The organism is Desulfomicrobium escambiense DSM 10707 (assembly GCF_000428825.1).
Lineage (GTDB): Bacteria > Desulfobacterota > Desulfovibrionia > Desulfovibrionales > Desulfomicrobiaceae > Desulfomicrobium > Desulfomicrobium escambiense.
Map to the genome: position 1 here is coordinate 26,322 of NZ_AUAR01000013.1, position 16,179 is coordinate 42,500.

At 66.0% G+C, this 16,179-nt stretch carries 16 protein-coding genes; 5 read left to right on the forward strand and 11 right to left on the reverse strand.

The window, feature by feature from the left end; translation table 11 throughout:
* Nucleotides 1-58: 58 nt before the first annotated feature.
* Genes G394_RS0111205 through G394_RS0111215 form a run of 3 tightly spaced genes read right to left on the reverse strand, consistent with a single transcriptional unit; the run spans nt 59 to nt 1,808 of the window.
* Nucleotides 59-961 (reverse strand): AAA family ATPase, encoded by a 903-nt coding sequence (locus G394_RS0111205; protein WP_028577734.1) that lies wholly within the window; start codon nt 959-961, stop codon nt 59-61.
* A 15-nt stretch (nt 962-976) separates the two neighbouring features.
* The gene (locus G394_RS0111210; RefSeq protein WP_156902587.1) at nt 977-1,369 is read right to left on the reverse strand and encodes a hypothetical protein; all 393 of its coding nucleotides are present in this window, start codon (nt 1,367-1,369) and stop codon (nt 977-979) included.
* 13 nt (nt 1,370-1,382) lie between these two features.
* Entirely contained in the window at nt 1,383-1,808 is a 426-nt protein-coding gene (locus G394_RS0111215; protein WP_028577736.1) for a PilZ domain-containing protein, read from the reverse strand.
* Between the two features lie 174 nt (nt 1,809-1,982).
* On the opposite strand from G394_RS0111215, the gene G394_RS0111220 reads away from it, so the two are divergent.
* Nucleotides 1,983-2,447 (forward strand): 23S rRNA (pseudouridine(1915)-N(3))-methyltransferase RlmH, encoded by a 465-nt coding sequence (locus G394_RS0111220; RefSeq protein WP_028577737.1) that lies wholly within the window; start codon nt 1,983-1,985, stop codon nt 2,445-2,447.
* Nucleotides 2,448-2,674: 227 nt separating this feature from the next.
* On the opposite strand, the gene G394_RS18925 is transcribed toward G394_RS0111220, so the two are convergent.
* From G394_RS18925 to G394_RS0111265, 8 genes are all read right to left on the reverse strand, one after another.
* Nucleotides 2,675-3,526, reverse strand: a complete 852-nt coding sequence (locus tag G394_RS18925) for a competence/damage-inducible protein A (RefSeq protein ID WP_051307130.1) — start codon at nt 3,524-3,526, stop codon at nt 2,675-2,677.
* A 141-nt stretch (nt 3,527-3,667) separates the two neighbouring features.
* Nucleotides 3,668-5,407 carry an ABC transporter substrate-binding protein gene (locus G394_RS0111235; RefSeq protein WP_028577738.1) on the reverse strand — a complete coding sequence of 580 codons (1,740 nt, stop codon included), beginning with the start codon at nt 5,405-5,407 and terminating at the stop codon, nt 3,668-3,670.
* Between the two features lie 84 nt (nt 5,408-5,491).
* Nucleotides 5,492-5,770, reverse strand: a complete 279-nt coding sequence (locus G394_RS0111240; protein ID WP_156902588.1) for a DUF2160 domain-containing protein — start codon at nt 5,768-5,770, stop codon at nt 5,492-5,494.
* Nucleotides 5,771-5,779: 9 nt separating this feature from the next.
* Complete coding sequence (locus G394_RS0111245; RefSeq protein ID WP_028577740.1) at nt 5,780-6,577, reverse strand: carbohydrate ABC transporter permease; 798 nt, start codon at nt 6,575-6,577, stop codon at nt 5,780-5,782.
* On the reverse strand, nt 6,574-7,443 hold the full coding sequence (locus tag G394_RS0111250) for a carbohydrate ABC transporter permease (RefSeq protein WP_028577741.1): 870 nt from the start codon (nt 7,441-7,443) through the stop codon (nt 6,574-6,576). Before G394_RS0111250 ends, G394_RS0111245 begins: the two co-directional genes overlap by 4 nt.
* Before the next feature lie 9 nt (nt 7,444-7,452).
* Nucleotides 7,453-8,532 (reverse strand): ABC transporter ATP-binding protein, encoded by a 1,080-nt coding sequence (locus G394_RS0111255; RefSeq protein WP_028577742.1) that lies wholly within the window; start codon nt 8,530-8,532, stop codon nt 7,453-7,455.
* A 12-nt stretch (nt 8,533-8,544) separates the two neighbouring features.
* Nucleotides 8,545-9,633 carry an ABC transporter ATP-binding protein gene (locus tag G394_RS0111260; protein ID WP_028577743.1) on the reverse strand — a complete coding sequence of 363 codons (1,089 nt, stop codon included), beginning with the start codon at nt 9,631-9,633 and terminating at the stop codon, nt 8,545-8,547.
* Between the two features lie 136 nt (nt 9,634-9,769).
* A complete protein-coding gene (locus tag G394_RS0111265; RefSeq protein WP_028577744.1) occupies nt 9,770-10,597 on the reverse strand; it encodes a DeoR family transcriptional regulator in 828 nt (275 codons plus the stop codon).
* A gap of 259 nt (nt 10,598-10,856) precedes the next feature.
* Here G394_RS0111265 and glpA point away from each other — a divergent pair, with 259 nt between their 5' ends.
* From glpA to G394_RS0111285, 4 genes are read left to right on the forward strand one after another with little or no spacing between them, the layout of a single operon-like run.
* Nucleotides 10,857-12,470: an anaerobic glycerol-3-phosphate dehydrogenase subunit A gene (gene glpA, locus G394_RS18930; RefSeq protein WP_051307131.1), complete on the forward strand. Its 1,614-nt coding sequence runs from the start codon at nt 10,857-10,859 to the stop codon at nt 12,468-12,470.
* Nucleotides 12,467-13,723: a glycerol-3-phosphate dehydrogenase subunit GlpB gene (gene glpB / locus G394_RS0111275; RefSeq protein WP_028577745.1), complete on the forward strand. Its 1,257-nt coding sequence runs from the start codon at nt 12,467-12,469 to the stop codon at nt 13,721-13,723. Before glpA ends, glpB begins: the two co-directional genes overlap by 4 nt.
* Before the next feature lie 15 nt (nt 13,724-13,738).
* A complete protein-coding gene (locus G394_RS0111280) occupies nt 13,739-15,322 on the forward strand; it encodes a 4Fe-4S dicluster domain-containing protein (RefSeq protein ID WP_028577746.1) in 1,584 nt (527 codons plus the stop codon).
* Complete coding sequence (locus G394_RS0111285) at nt 15,322-16,149, forward strand: CoB--CoM heterodisulfide reductase iron-sulfur subunit B family protein (RefSeq protein WP_028577747.1); 828 nt, start codon at nt 15,322-15,324, stop codon at nt 16,147-16,149. The genes G394_RS0111280 and G394_RS0111285 overlap by 1 nt, the downstream gene beginning before the upstream one ends.
* Nucleotides 16,150-16,179: the final 30 nt, after the last annotated feature.

The following is a 16,179-nucleotide window of genomic DNA, read 5'->3' on the forward strand; positions in this document are numbered from 1 at the left end:
AAAAAATCCCCGCGCACGCAAATGCGCGGGGATTGGTCGCCACGGGGCGCGGACAGCCTCAGGCGAACAGGTCCGTGCGGCCGGTTATCTTGCGCACCAGGTCGCGGTAGTCCTGGGAGCCGTGGGAGCCGGGGGCGTACTCATAGATGGTCTTGCCGTAGGCCGGAGACTCGGACAGGCGCACGTTGTAGCGGATCGGCGTGCACACGTACTCGCCGTACAGGTCCTTGAGCTTGTCCAGGATGGCGTCGGGATTCTTGATGCGCTTGTCCAGGAATGTCGGCAGGATGTAGTTCAGGGTCACGTCGGCGCGGTATTTCTGGATGGACGACAGGCTCTTCAGGAACTCAACGAGGCCCTGCAGGGTCATGACCTCCAGGGACACGGGCGTGATGAGTTCGTAGACGTAGAAGAGCACGTTGACCGTCAGCGGGTCCCAGCCCGGCGAGGTATCGACGATGACGTAGTCGTAATCCTTTTCGATGGGTTCGAGGGCCTCGACCAGGGTCAGCTCGCCGCCGAAATCCTTGCGGTCGATGAGGCGCTTGATGCCGGCGAGGGAGCGTCCGCCGGCCAGGAGCCAGAGATTTTCCCGGGCCTGCACGATGGTCTCCTCGGGCGGAAGTTCGCCCGTGACCAGTTCCGTCAGGCCCGCCTTGGGCTTCATGCCCAGGACATAGGCAGCCTGCCCCTGGGTGTCCGTATCGACCAGAAGCACCTTGTATCCGGCCAGGGCGAGACCGGCGGCCAGGCTGACGGCCGTGGTGGTCTTGCCCACGCCGCCCTTGCTGAGGGTCACGCCGATCCTGCGGACCTTGGGTTTCTCCGGCTCGGCGGCAGCCGGTTCGAACAGCGGGAAACGGTGCCCGCAAGCCCGGCACTGGGCGACCTTGGCCCCGGCCGGGATTTTGGATTCATCGACGTTGTGCTCTTTTCTGCACTGCGGACAGATCACCTTCATGAACAGCCTCCGCCGTTACTCAATTTTTCCAAGGATGGATTTGACAAGGGGGCCATCGAGGCCTTTCTCCTCGATCTCCCGCAGCAGTTGGTTGACCGCGTGGTTGACCAGATTGGACTTGGACGCTTTGGCTTTCGACCCGTCGGGCAGGAGCCGCAGGAGGATGTCCTTGGCCTGGGTCAGGCCGTCGAAGACGTCCTCGCGCAGGTAATGGGTGGTTTTTCGCTTGGTTGCGTTGGGCTTGCGTTTCAGGGGCAGAAGCTTGGCGTTGGGCTTGGTTCCGGGTTCGGCCTTGGGCAGGCAGACCCGGATGAGGGCTTCAAGTTCCTCCAGGCCCGCTACGGGCCCGGAGCCATGTTCGCCCCGAAACAATTCACCGAGGATGTCGGGATGTGCTCGTCCGTTCATGTGCGTCCCCGATTCAGGAGGATTTCACGACAGCGCCCAGGACCGATGTCTTGATTTCGGATATGACCCGCGTCATCCAGTCGATGTAGCCGGAGTCGTGGGTGTGGATGATCTCCATCCCGCAGATGAGACTGTCGCCTTCGTAGGCCGAAATGTGCACCACCCGCACGTCGACCAGAAAGGTCTTGTCGGGGAAGGTGATCCGGACGCTCTCCAGGACTGCGCCGACGCTGAAGTCGTCGGGGCTTGTCACGGCAAGGCCGACCCCGTACATGGAGAGGTCCTTGACCGCGTGTTTCCGCCCGCCGTGGTCCAGGGTGACAAGCCCCTGCGGGATCGGCACGCGGAAGGATTTGCGGACGAAGTGCTTCTCCTCGTTTTCGCTGGCGATCAGCAGGCTCGAGTCGTCCCCTGCATCCTGTCCTGGCTTGCTGCTCATGCGACACCTCCAAAGACCGTGGCTGAAGTGACCGTGAACCCTGGTCCTGGCGATCACGGAGCGGAAATACTGGCAACGATGTATCATTGCCCTTGATTTCATTCAAAATCAATCCCTCCGGACGCCTGCTCTTGTCAGGGATTGATCCTATTTGCTCGGGAACTCAGGTGAAACATGTACCGAATCAAAATTGTCTGCGTCGGAAAAATCAAAAAGAAATACTGGGTTGAGGCCATCGGGCACTACGCGAAAATGCTCGGCCCCATGGTGCGCATCGACGCCGTCGCGGTCAAGGACTGCCCGGGGGCGGAGGGCGAGGACAGGAAGCGGGCCGAATCGGCGCGCATTCTGGAAAAAATTGGTGCCCGCGACACCACGGTGGCCTTGCACGAGACAGGGAAACTCATGAATTCCAGAGAATTTGCAGCGTTCGTGCGTCCCCTGTTCGAGAACCCCCAAGGGGAATGCTGCTTCGTCATCGGAGGAGCTTTGGGCCTTTCGCAGGAGCTCCTCGCGCGGGCCGACTGCCTGCTGAGCCTGAGCCCCATGACCATGCCCCACGAACTGGCCCAGGTGGTGCTCTACGAACAGCTTTTCCGGGCCATGACCATCCTGGCCAACAGGACATACCACTACTGAGGGCGGGTACATAGGGCGCATGGGGATGGATTCCCGCCTGCGCGGGAATGACTTCGAGGCGAGGCGAATGGTCGCATATTTTCCGGTCGTCAGCATGGTGCAAATGGCAGAGGCGTAAGGCTTGTAACGGAGTCATTCCCGCGCAGGCGGGAATCCATGTCTTCATTGCTGCCTCAAATCCGGAGGGTCATGACCGTTCGATACCGAATCGAAAGCGCCCCGTTCGTTCATCCTTCCGCTTCAGTGCCCTTCCCCCCTGCCGGAACTTCCCGGTACGCAATCCCGAGCCCGGCCAGCCCCTCGCTAAGCTCCGCGCAGGCCGCGTCCAGCAGCCCCTCCCGCTCCCCCGCCCCGCCTCCGGTGACGGTCAGGGTGATATCCAGCTCCGGGCTTTCGCCAACCGTGGTGGCCAGTGACTTGATGTAGACCTTCGGGTGCCTCGGCACCACCCAGCCCAGGACCGGTTCCAGCACGGACTCGTCGTTGCAGCGTACGCGCAGCGTCCTGGCCAGTGATCCGCCGGCCCCGAACGTGCGGTCCAGAAAGTCCTGCAGGGAGGCCTCGATGATGCCCCTCAGTTCCGACGGCACGCCAGGAAGGGAGATGATCGACGTCCGGTTGACCTGCAACAGCACCCCGGGCGCCGTTCCGCCGGGATTGTACAGGGGCAGTCCGCCTTCGGGCAGCCAGGCCATCTTTTCCCGCCCCGGGTTGAGGCCGCCCTGCGCCATGATGCCCATGGCGTGGAAACGGTCGTACTGCTCCCTGACCATGCGCAGGGCCTCCTCATGCGGCCGCAGGGGCAGTCCGGCTCCCTTGGCCACGGCGGCCAGGCTCAGGTCGTCGGCCGTGGGCCCGAGACCACCGGAGGTGAAGATGACGTCCGGACCGCGCTCCAGGGCCAGCCGCACCTCGGCGGCGATGACGTCCAGGTCGTCGCGCAGCATGGTCCCGCGGGAAACGTGGCCGCCGCGCGAGTTGACCAGCCGGCAGAGCCAGCTGGTGTTGGTGTCCTGGATGTCGCCGATGAGAATCTCGTTGCCGATGACCAGGATCTCCGCGATGGCCGAATATGTCATGATGCCCTCCCCTGCCCGGATGAATCCGCCGCAACGATGCCGAAGGCGGCGATCCTCTCCCATACATGCCAACCCCCCAGCACGCCAACAAAAAAGGGAGCGCCCGAAGACGCTCCCTCGCATGTGACGGTTGTCCGAAACCTATTTGACCTTGCCGGCCTTCCAGGCTTCGATGAGCTTGTCGTAGTCGACGGTCTCACCCTTGGGCTTCTCGTTGGCCAGTTTGGGCTTGGGGGCGCCGGGCTGGTCGAGCCAGTACTTCTCGTCCCTGGGCTCGTTCAGCTTGGGACCGCATTCGCCCTGCACGCCCGCGCGCTCCAGACGCTCCAGGATCTTGTCCTGCTCGGCGGCCAGGTTGTCCATGGCGGTTTCGGGGGTGACTTCGCCGGACACGGCTTCACCGATGTTCTGCCACCACAGCTGGGCCAGTTTCGGGTAGTCGGGCACGTTGGTGCCGGTGGGCGTCCAGGCCACGCGGGCCGGGCTGCGGTAGAACTCCACCAGGCCGCCGAGCTTCGGGGCGCGTTCGGTGAAGGAGGCGTGGCGGATGTCGGAGTCGCGCACGGGGTTCAGACCGACGTGGGCCTTCTTCAGGGACGTGGACTTGGCCACGCAGAACTGGGCGTAGAGCCAGGCTGCCTTGCGGCGGTCGACCGGGGTGGACTTCAGCAGGGTCCAGGAACCGCAGTCCTGGTAGCCGAGCTTCTGTCCCTCTTCCCAGTAGGGGCCGTGGGGGGACGGGGCCATGCGCCACTTGGGCGTGCCGTCTTCATTCACGACGGGGATGCCGGGTTCGACCACGGAAGAGGTGAAGGCGGTGTACCAGAAGATCTGCTGGGCCACGTTGCCCTTGGCCAGGCTCGGCAGGGACTGGTAGAAGTCCATGCCCAGGGCGCCGGGAGGTGCGTAGAGGCGCAGCCAGTCCATGTACTTGCGCAAGGCGTACTTGGCGGCCGGGCCGTTGGCGGCGCCACCGCGGGACACGCTGGCGCCGACCGGACGGCAACCTTCTACGCGGATGCCCCACTCGTCCACGGGCAGGCCGTTGGGGATGCCCTTGTCGCCGGCACCGGCCATGGACAGCCAGGCGTCGGTGAAACGCCAGCCCAGATCCGGGGCCTTCTTGCCGTAGTCCATGTGGCCGTAGACGGCCTTGCCGTCGATTTCCTTCACGTCGTTGGTGAAGAATTCGGCGATGTCCTCATAGGCCGACCAGTTGACCGGCACGCCCAGTTCGTAGCCATATTTGGCCTTGAACTTGGCCTTGAGTTCGGGGCGCTGGAACCAGTCGTAACGGAACCAGTACAGGTTCGCGAACTGCTGGTCGGGCAGCTGATAGAGCTTGCCGTCGGGGGCGGTGGTGAAGGACTTGCCCATGAAGTCGTCGATGTCCAGGGTCGGCAGGGTCACGTCCTTGCCTTCTCCGGCCATCCAGTCCGTCAGGTTGACGACCTGGCCGTAGCGGAAATGGGTGCCGATGAGGTCGGAGTCGTTGACGTAGCCGTCGAAAACGTTCTCGCCGGACTGCATCTGGACCTGCAGCTTTTCGATGACGTCGCCTTCCTGGATCAGGTCGTGGGTGACCTTGATGCCGGTGATGTCATAGAAGGCCTTGGCCAAAGTCTTGGATTCGTACTCGTGGGTCGGGATGGTTTCGGAGACGACCTTGATTTCCAGGCCCTTCAGGGGCGCGGCCGCTTTCATGAACCATTCCATTTCCTTCATCTGCTCGTCCTTGCTGAGCGTGGAAGGCTGGAACTCCTCGTCGATCCATTTTTTCGCCGCCGCCTTCTGGGCCGCCTCATCGGCGAAGCCAAGGCTGGTGACGCCCAGGAATGCCACCATGAGCATCCCGGTCAAAAGAACACGTCGAACTTGCATACGGACCTCCAGTTGCAGTTATACCAACAAACCCCCAAACACCGCTTCCGTTCCTTTCCCGGACACCGCGCAGGTGCCCTGATCTCAGCCCCAGCGCATGACGGTGACGAGAAAGGCGACGGATATCACAGTTGCGATCCAGACGGCCAGATCCGTCAGGCCCAGCCAGGCCAGATGGATGTAGGCGCTGCCCAGAAGGCTTATGAACAGACGGTCCCCGCGGGTGGTGACGATGGGCAGGAAGCCCCGGCGGGCGATGCTCGGGGAGACGATCTGCCACACGGTCATGCCGGCGAGCATGAGCGCGATGAAGACGAAGAATGCGGCCGTGACCGGGGTCCAGGCCATCCATCCGATATTCATGACACCCTCCTAGACCCGGCCCAGGGCGAAGCCCTTGGCCAGGTGGTTGCGGACAAACCAGATGACCAGGGCGCCGGGCACGATGGTCAGGACGCCGGCCGCGGCCAGCAGGCCCCAGTCCAGCCCCGAGGCGCTGACCGTGCGGGTCATGGTCGCGGCGATGGGTTTGGCCACGGTGGTGGTCAGGGTGCGGGCCAGGAGCAGCTCGACCCAGCTGAACATGAAGCAGAAGAAGGCCGTCACGCCGATCCCTGCCCGGATGAGCGGGATGAAGACGGCCAGGAAGAAGCGCGGGAAGCTGTAGCCGTCGATGAAGGCCGTCTCGTCGATCTCGCGCGGCACGCCGGACATGAACCCTTCCAGGATCCAGACCGCCAGGGGCACGTTGAACAGGCAGTGGGCCAGGGCCACGGCGATGTGCGTGTCGATCAGGTTGAAGGTGGAATAGAGCTGGAAGAACGGCAGCAGGAAGACGGCCGGCGGGGCCATGCGGTTGGTCAGCAGCCAGAAGAAGACGTGCTTGTCGCCGATGAAGCGGAAGCGCGAGAAGGCGTAGGCCGCCGGCAGGGCCGTGACCAGGGAGATGACCGTGTTGATGGACACGTAGATCATGGTGTTGATGTAGCCCGAGTACCACGACGGGTCCGCGAAGATCTTGGCGTAGTTCTCCAGGGTCATGTCGTGGGGAAAGAGCTGGAAGGAGCGCATGATGTCCGCGTTGGTGCGCAGGGACATGTTGAGCATCCAGTAGATGGGCAGGAGCAGCACCACTAGGTAGAAGACAAGGACGAAATGGCGTTTTCTCATGACTTGTCCCCCGTGCCCACGGCCTGCAGGGCCTGATAGAACAGCCAGCAGAACAGCAGGACGATGAGGAAGTAGATGATGGAGAAGGCCGCGGCCGGTCCGAGGTCCATGGCCGTGGACAGCTTGACCAGGTAGATGGATAGGAAGGTCGTGGCGTTGCCGGGGCCGCCGCCCGTGAGGACGAAGGGCTCGGCGTAGATCAGGAAGCTGTCCATGAACCGCAGCAGCACGGCGATGGTCAGCACGCCGCGCATCTTGGGAAGTTGGATGAAGCGGAACACGGCCCAGCGGCTGGCGCCGTCGATCTTGGCCGCCTGGTAGTAGGCGTCGGGGATGGAGCGCAGGCCGGCGTAGGCCAGCAGGACGACCAGCGGCGTCCAGTGCCAGACCTCCATGAGCATGACCGTGATCCAGGCGTCCAGGGGGTTGGCCGTATGGTCGAAGGGAAGGCCCAGACCGTTTATGGTGGCGCCGAAGAGGCCGATGTCCGGCCGGGTGAAGATGATCCAGATGGTGCCGATGACGTTCCAGGGGATGAGCAGCGGCAGGGCCAGGAGCACGAGGCAGGCCGAGGCCGTCCAGCCCTTGGCCGGCATGGTCAGGGCGATGCCGATGCCCAGCGGGATCTCGATCAGGAGCACCAGTCCCGAGAAGATGAGCTGCTTGACCAGGGCGTCGTGCAGGCGCGGGTTGGTCAGCATGTCGCGGAACCACTCCGCGCCGACGAAGATGCGCTGACCCGGACCCAGGATGTCCTGGACCGAGTAGTTGACCACGGTCATGAGCGGCACCACGGCGCTGAAGGCCACGATGACGAAGACGGGCAGGATCAGAAACCAGGCCCGGTTGTTTTCCCATTTATCCACGCCTTCCTCCTACTTGACCAGGACCTGGTCGCGAAAAAGCTTGGTCCGCTCCGGCGGAAAGACCGCCCAGCACGCGTCGGACGGGACGGTGCGGCCCTCGGCCACGCGGGCCTTGAGGCGCGCGCAGCCGGACACCACGGTCACGATGCGGGTGCTGCCCTCGTTTTCCACGGCCACGACCCGCCCGGCCAGGGCGCCCGGCTTTTCCGATTCTGAAAGTTCCAGGTACAGGGGTCTGATGCCGATCTGGAATTCACCCGCCCCCGCCTTGGCGGCCACGGCCGGGTCCAGGCGGATGCGTCCGCAGTCCAGGACCGCGTCCCCGCCCTCCAGGGTGCAGGGCAGCAGGTTCATGCCGGGGCTGCCGATGAAGTAGCCCACGAAGGTGTGCGCCGGCTCGTCGAAGAGCTCGTCGGGCGCGCCCATCTGCAGCAGCGACCCGTCGTACATGATGGCGATCTTGTCGGCGAAGGTCATGGCCTCGGTCTGGTCGTGGGTCACGTAGATCAGCGTCAGCTTGAACTGCTGATGGATTTCCTTCAGCTTGCGGCGCAGCTGCCATTTGAGGTGCGGATCGATGACGGTCAGGGGCTCGTCGAAGAGGATGGCGGCCACGTCCTTGCGCACCAGGCCGCGCCCCAGGGAAATCTTCTGCTTGGCGTCGGCGGCCAGACCGCTGGCGCGCTTGCCGAGCACCGGAGCGAGGTCCAGAAGTTCGGCGATCTCGTGCACGCGGCTTCTGACCTCGCCCTCCTCCACCTTGCGGTTGCGCAGGGGGAAGGCCAGATTGTCGAAGACCGTCATGGTGTCGTAGAGCACCGGGAACTGGAAGACCTGGGCGATGTTGCGCTTCTCGGGCGGCAGAGTCGTGACGTCCCTGCCGTCGAAGAGCACCCTGCCCTGACTGGGGGTCAAGAGGCCCGAGATGATGTTCAGCATGGTCGTCTTGCCGCAGCCGCTGGAGCCGAGCAGCGCGTACGCCCCGCCGTCCTCCCAGACCGTATGCAGCCGCTTCAGGGCGAAGTCCTCGTCGCCCCTGGGGTTGGCCCGGTAGCTGTGGGCCATGTTCTCGAGTATGATTTCAGCCATGAAAAGCCTCGCTCAGGCGGAGCAGGTTGATGACGGGGATTTGACCAGCCTCTCGTCCTCCCCGAAGACGTAGACGTCGCAGGGCCGCACGAAGACGGACACCTCCTGACCCACCTTGAAGGACCGCACGCCCTGCTCCTGCAGGACCAGGGAGCGGTTGCGGTAGTGGAAATGGACGAAGGTCTCGGAGCCGTTGATCTCGGCCAGCTCGACCACGGTCCTGATCTCCACGTCCCCTTCGGTCTTGCGGGCCAGGTTGAAATGGTGGGAGCGGATGCCGAACTTGTACGTGCCGGGCGTGAGTCCCGCGAGGTGCCCCGTCAGGGGCAGGTCGATGCCGATACGCAAGTGGGCCCCCGCCGTGTCGATCTCGGCGGTGATGAAATTGATGGGCGGGTCGCTGAAGACCTCGGCCACCTTGGTCGTGGCCGGATTGTCGTAGACCTCGCTCGTGGGTCCGGTCTGCAGCACCCTGCCCTCGTGCATGACGATGATGTTGCCGCCGAGCATGAGGGCCTCGGTGGGCTCCGTCGTGGTGTAGACGACGACGGAGTCTCGCTGGCCGAAGATCTGCTGCAGTTCGTCGCGCAGCTCCTCGCGCAGCTTGTAGTCGAGGTTGACCAGGGGTTCGTCCAGGAGCAGGAGGTGGGCCTCCTTGACCAGGGCCCGGGCGATGGCCGTGCGCTGCTGCTGGCCGCCCGAGAGCTCGGCCGGCAGGCGCGAGAGCAGCGGCTCCAGATGGAGCATGCGGGCCGTCTCCAGGACGCGTTTCTCGATCTCGGCCTTGGGGGTCCCGGCGATGCGCAGGGGCGAGGCGATGTTGTCGAAGACGGTCTGGGAGGGGTAGTTGATGAACTGCTGGTAGACCATGGCCACGCTGCGGCGGCGCACGGACTCCCCGGTCACGTCCCGGCCGTCGGCGATGACCTTGCCCCGCGTGGGACGGTCCAGGCCGGCCATGATGCGCAAAAGCGACGTCTTGCCGGCCTGGGTGCGGCCAAGCAGCACATAGCGCTGGCCGGACTCGAAATTGAGGGAAACGTCCTTGAGGTGCGTTTCGCCGTCGACGATGCGGTCGATGGAATCAAGCTGAAGCCCCATGCGGCTCCTCCGTAAGGCGGGATGGGACGGCGGGCGCGATCGCCCGGCGTCATGTTCGCTAGCCTGTAGCAGACGAAATAAATTTTCTCAACTGAAAATGAAAATTGGTCAGCTAACCTATTTTTTTCGGAAATGCTCAGCTTTCCGATTCGCCCTCCCCGCCCACATACAACTCGACGTCGCCGCGGCGCATCTGCTCCTGGACGCTGGCCGGCGGGGCCTGGTCCGTGAACAGGGCGTCGATCTCGTCGATGTTGCCCAGACGGACCATGGCGTTGCGGCCGAACTTGGTGTGGTCGGTGACCAGGAAGACCTGGCGGGAGTTCTCCATGATGGCCCGGGCGGCGCGGACCTCGCGGTAGTCGAAGTCCAGGAGAGTGCCGTCCATGTCGATGCCGCTGATGCCAATGATGCCGAAGTCGACTTTGAACTGGCGGATGAAATCGATGGCCGCCTCGCCGACAATGCCGCCGTCGTGGTGGCGGATCAGGCCGCCAGCGACGATGATCTCGACCTCGGGATTGCCGGTCAGGATGGTGGCGACGTTCAGGCTGTTGGTGATGACCCGCAGATTCTTGTGGCCGCCCAGGGCCCGGGCCACCTCCTCGGTGGTCGTGCCTATGTTGATGAACAGGGATGACTTGTTGGGGATGGCCTCGGCCACCATGCGGCCGATGACCTTCTTCTCGGCCAGGCAGAGGACCTTGCGGTCCAGGTAGTCCATGTTCTCGGTGCTCAGGCAGGGGCCCGCCCCGCCGTGGTAGCGCTGCAGCAGGCCCTTGGCGCTCAGGGTGTTGATGTCGCGGCGCACGGACTGCGGGGTGATGCCGAAGTGCTCGGCCAGGGACTGGATGGTGGCGAAGCCCGTCTCCCGGACCATGCGGATCATCTCGGCGTGCCGCTGACGGACGGTGACGTGCCGGGCGCCGGTATCCTGCTCCTCGGGGCCAAATGCTTCGGTCATGACAACTCCTTTCGATTTCGAACAAAAAAATAAAAGAAATGTCGTTTTGAGAAAATAAATCTGGCAGAGTCCGGAAGCGTGTGCTACAAGGCGCCGCAACGGGGTCAAAATCGGCCCACGAATGCCTCTAGCACGGCTTTACGCTGATGACCAGCAGGATTTGTCCGGGTTGCGGAGGCGGCTGGTCGACGGGCTTTTCTGTTCGCTTTGTTCGCTTTCATTCATTCTTTTGCGGCGTTTCACGCCAACCGGGGAAAGCATGACCACCCTCCACACCCGCGTCCTGATCATCGGCGCCGGCGCCACGGGCGCGGGACTGCTGCGCGACCTCGCCCTGCGCGGGGTGCCGGCCCTGCTCATCGAACAGCGCGACGTCAATTCCGGGGCGTCGGGAGGCAACCATGGGCTGCTGCACAGCGGCGCGCGCTACGTGGCCTCGGACCGGGAGGCGGCCGAGGAATGTCGCGAGGAAGGCGACATCTTGCGCCGTCTGGCGCCGCAGTGCATCGAGGACACGGGCGGCCTCTTCGTGGCCGTGCGGGGCGACGACGAGCGCTACGTGGCCGATTTTCCCGGCCTCTGCGCCGCAAGCTCCGTGCCCTGCCGCGGCCTCGACCTGGGCACGGCCCGGGTCATGGAGCCCGCCCTCTCCCCGGACCTCGTGGCTGCCTTTGCCGTGCAGGACGGTGCCGTGGACCCCTTCATGCTTTCCCTGGACAACATCGCCCAGGCCCTGAGCCTGGGCAACTCCATGCGCCGCAACCTGGCCGCGCGGTCCATGGAGGTCGAGAACGGGCGCATCGTGCGCGTGCTGTGCCGGGACATCACCACGGGCGAGGATGTGCGCATCGAGGCCGACCTGGTGCTGAACGCCGCCGGGGCCTGGGCCGCGCGCGTGGCGTCCCTGGCCGGGGCGCGCATCGGCATGCTCTTCTCCATGGGGAGCCTGCTGATCACCCAGGACCGCATCGCCACGCGCGTCATCAACCGCCTGCGACGCCCGTCCGACGCCGACATCCTCGTGCCCGGCGGCACGGTCTCCATTCTCGGCACGACCTCCATCCGCGTGGCCTCGCCCGACGGCTGCCGCCCGAGCGTGACCGAGGCCGACCGGATCATCGACGACGCCCGGGCCATGCTGCCCATCCTCGATCGCACGCGCTACATCCGCGCCTACGCCGGGGTGCGGCCCCTAGTCTCCCTTGGCCCGGCCGGCGACGACCGCGCCGTGAGCCGCGGCTTCGCCCTCGTGGACCACGCTGCCGACGGTCTCGAAAATTTCATCACCATCACCGGCGGCAAGCTGACCACCTACCGCCTCATGGCCGAGAAGGCCGCGGACCTGGCCTGCGCCAAGCTGGGCGTCGCGGCTCCCTGCCTGACAAGGACGGAACCCCTGCCCGCCTCGACTCTGGGCCAGTGGACCGAGCCCGGCAAGGGCCCACGGGCCTGGGTCGACAGCCGCACCGAGGACGACCTGGTGCTGTGCGAGTGCGAGATGGTCTCGCGCGGGGTCATCGATTCCATCATCGACGAGGCCGGGGCCATGCGCGGCCGCTCCATGCTCAAGGCCATCGGCATGCGCAGCCGCGTGGGCAAGGGCCCCTGCCAGGGCGGGTTCTGCGGCCAGCGCGTGACCGGCCACCTCTACGACCGGGGCATGGTCGCCGGGATGCAGGGGCTGGCCGAGCTGAAAACGTTCACCGAACGCCGCTGGCGGGGCTTTTCGCCCATCCTGTGGGGCGTGCCGCTGATGCAGGCCGACCTGCAGGAGGCCCTGTATTGCGGCTCCATGGACCTCGAGTTCGGGCCGCCCCCCTCCACCCGTGACGACGATGGCGCCTGCGCGCCGGTCGCCAAGGAGCCGGCATGAAAACATATGATGTCATGGTCATCGGCTCGGGCTTCGCCGGCATGGCGGCCAGCCTGTTCGCCGCAAAGCGGGGGCTGTCCGTGGTCCAGGCCGGCGGCACGGGCGGCATCGACTTCAGCACGGGCTTCATCGATCTCCTGGCTGTGCACCCCGTGGCCGAGCAGCGCGTCTGGGAGGACCCCTTCGCCGCCCTGGTCGCCCTGCGCCGGGACCTGCCGCTGCACCCCTATGCCCATGTGGCCGACGACGAGATTGCGGCCGCCCTGGAGGAGTTCACCGGATTTCTCGAAGAGAATGGCCTTTGCTACACCGGCCGCCCAGGGCGCAACACCCTGGCCCTGACCTCGGCCGGCACCGTCAAGCCCACGTACCTGCTGCCCTGCTCCGCTTGGGGCGGGGTGGAGGCGCTGGAGGCCAAGGCTCCAACCCTGCTGGTCGACTTTCACGGCCTCAAGGGCATCTCGGCCCGGCAGATCGCCGAGGTGCGCGCGGACTGGCCGGGGCTGCGCACGGCCCGCGTCCGCTTCCCCGGCATGGGGGGCGAGCTGTATCCCGAACACATGGCCTGGAGCATGGCCGACCAGGCCAGGCGGATCGAACTGGCCGAGGCCGTCCGGCCGCTGCTGGGAGACGCGCGCTTCGTCGGGTTCCCGGCCATCTTCGGCATGACCGACACCATGGCCGTGGTCCGGCACATGGAGGAACTGCTGGGGCGCCGGGTCTTCGAGATCCCCACCCTGCCGCCGTCCATCGCCGGGCCCCGCCTGCGCGCGGCCTTCGATCGGGGCTTGCCCGCCCTGGGGGTGCGGACGTACACGCAGAAGCTCGTCAGCGCCGCCGAGGTGTCCGGCGAAATGTTTCATTTTACGGCTGGCAGCGGCTCCACGGCGGTGCGCATCGCCGCGCGGGGCGCCGTCCTGGCCAGCGGCCGCTTCTTCGGAAAGGGGCTCAAGGCCGACCGGCACGCCGTGCGCGAGGCCGTGTTCGACCTGCCCGTGCGCCAACCCGAAAAGCGGGAGGACTGGCACAGGGCCGAGTTCTTCGACCCGCGCGGCCACGAGATCAACCAGTCAGGGCTTGAAACCGACGCCGCCCTGCGGCCCCTCGGCGCCGACGGACGGCCATTCCACCCGCGCCTCCACGCCGCCGGGGCCATCCTGGCCCACCAGGACTGGATGCGTATGAAGTGCGGCGCGGGCCTGGCCATCGCCACGGCCTGCAAGGCGGTGCGGGAGCTGAGCCAAAATCTCTAAACACGCGGGAGCGGCATGGACTTCTTTTCCGCCGGACTCGGCCTTGCCTGTCTGAGCTTCGTCCTGGGTTTCGCCTGGCGCGTCCACGGCCGCCCCGGTAGCCGCCTGCCCGCCGCCTCCGAACAGGACCGCAGGAAAAGCGGCCTGGCCGCCGGTCTGGTGGACATCATCCTGCTGCGCCGCACTCTGCGCACCGGCAAGCTCCGCTGGGCAGGGCACACGCTCCTCATCCTGGGCTTCCTGCCCCTGCTTTTCCTGCACGCCATGGACGGGATCGTCACCCGCCCCCTCTTTTCCGGCTACGAACCGACCCTGGAGCCTTGGCAGTCGGCCCGCAACGCCCTGGGCCTGGCCGCCCTGGCGGGCCTTGGCCTGCTGGTCTGGCACAGGGGGCGGCGGCTGCGCGCCTTCAGCCGCGTCCAGGACTGGGCGCTTCTGGGACTGCTGGCCGCCGTGCTTCTGACCGGCTTCGTGCTGGAGGCCGCAAAGATGGCCTCGCCCGCGGACTTCGAGCGCATGGTCGCCGACTTTTTCCCCGAGGCCGACGGTGACGAGTTCATCGCCCTGCAGGCCCACTGGGCGCGGGAGAACGGCGTGCGCTTCGAACGCTTCCTGCCGACGGCCCCGGAAATCCTTGAGCAGGGCCGCGAACTGCACGAGGACCGCTGCGCCGGGTGTCACGCGCCAACCGCCACGGCCTTCGCCTCCCGGACCCTGGCCGACGCCCTGCCCGCAGGCGCCGTGCTTCCGCGGACCATGGCCCCGATCTTCTGGCATCTGCACGTCGGTCTGGCCTTTCTTGTCCTGGCCCTGCTGCCCTGGGGCAAGTTCCTGCATCCCCTGGCCTCACCGGCCAATCTCCTGGTCCGGGGAGGCCGTTGGGACAGCGGGTTTCCCGCCGCGCCTCCGGCCCGGAACCTGGCCTTGGAGGCCTGCACGCGCTGCGGCCAGTGCAGCCTGCACTGCAGCGTGGCGCCGAGCCGCCGCGTCCTCGGCAATGTCGACATCCTGCCCATGGACAAGCTCGCGGACCTGCGCAGTTGGCTGGACCGCAGCCTGGATGGCGCGCGACTGGCGGACCTGGTCGAAGGCAGCCACGTCTGCACCGAATGCCTGCGCTGCACCCAGGTCTGCCCGGCCGGCATCGACCTGCAGGATCTCTGGATATCCTCCAAGGCGGCGTTGTCGGAGGCCGGCAGGGCCGGGGTGGACGGCGAGATCCGCAAGCGCACGGCCGGCGAGTGGGCTCACGAGCTTGCCTCGCGCCGCCTGGGCAAGGTCGGTGCCAGCGGCTCCGGTCTGGCCGACCACGCCGAGTCCTTCTGGGGCTGCGTGCAGTGCACGACCTGCACGGGCGTCTGCCCGGTCGTGGCCGTGAGCACGGACCCGCAACGCGACTTGGACCTGACACCCCAGCAGATCATGAACTACCTGCGCATGGGCCTCAAGGCCCAGACCCTGGGCGCGCGCATGGTCTGGAGCTGCACGACCTGCTACAAGTGCCAGGAGCACTGTCCCCAAGGCGTGCCCGTGGCCGACATTCTCTATGAACTGCGCCAGCTCGGCGCCCGGACCCTGCGCCACAGGGGGAAGCCGTGATGCGTTACGCCTATTTCCCGGGCTGCAAGATCGCCCACCACCTGCCCGCCCACGGACTGAGCGTCGAAGCCGTCTGCGACCGTCTTGGCATCGGCCTGGAGCGGACGGAGTTCGCCTGTTGCGGCTACCCCGTGCGCCACGAGAGCCAGGACGCCGCGGTCTACTCCGCCCTGCGCGGCCTGGCCCAGGCCCAGAGCCTCGGGCTCGACCTCATGACGCCGTGCAAGTGCTGCTTCGGCAATTTCCAGCACGCCCGGTACCAGGCCGCCCAGGACGAAAACCTCATGCAGCGCATGAAGGATCTGTTGGCCGAGGAAGGGCTCCCCTTTCCCGAAACCGTCCGCGTCCGCCATCTGCTGCAGGTCCTGGACGAGAGCCTGGACGCGGTGTCGCAGGCCGTCACGCGCCCCCTGCGCAACCTGCGGCTGGCCTGCCACTACGGCTGCCACGCCCTGCGTCCGGCCGCCGTCACCCATTTCGACGACCCCCTTGGGCCGACCATTTTCGAACGCGTCGCGGCGGCGACCGGGGCCGTCCCGCTGCCCTGGGAGCTGCGCCTGGAGTGTTGCGGCTACCCCTTGCGCGGTCGCGACGAATCCATCTCGGACCTGCTCATGGCCAAGAAGCTGGCCAGCGCGGCGACTTCGGGCGCGGACGTGCTGGCCACGGCCTGCACCTACTGTCAGCTGCAGTTCGGCCAGGGCGAGGGACGCACCATCCCGGCCGTCCTTTTTTCGCAGATTCTGGGCCTGGCCCTGGGCCTGCCGCCGGAAGACCTCGGCCTGGCCCCCGACGCCCCGTGGCTCGGCCGCCTTGAGAAAGAATGATTTTTCTGTAGAGTCACCGCACCGCAAACC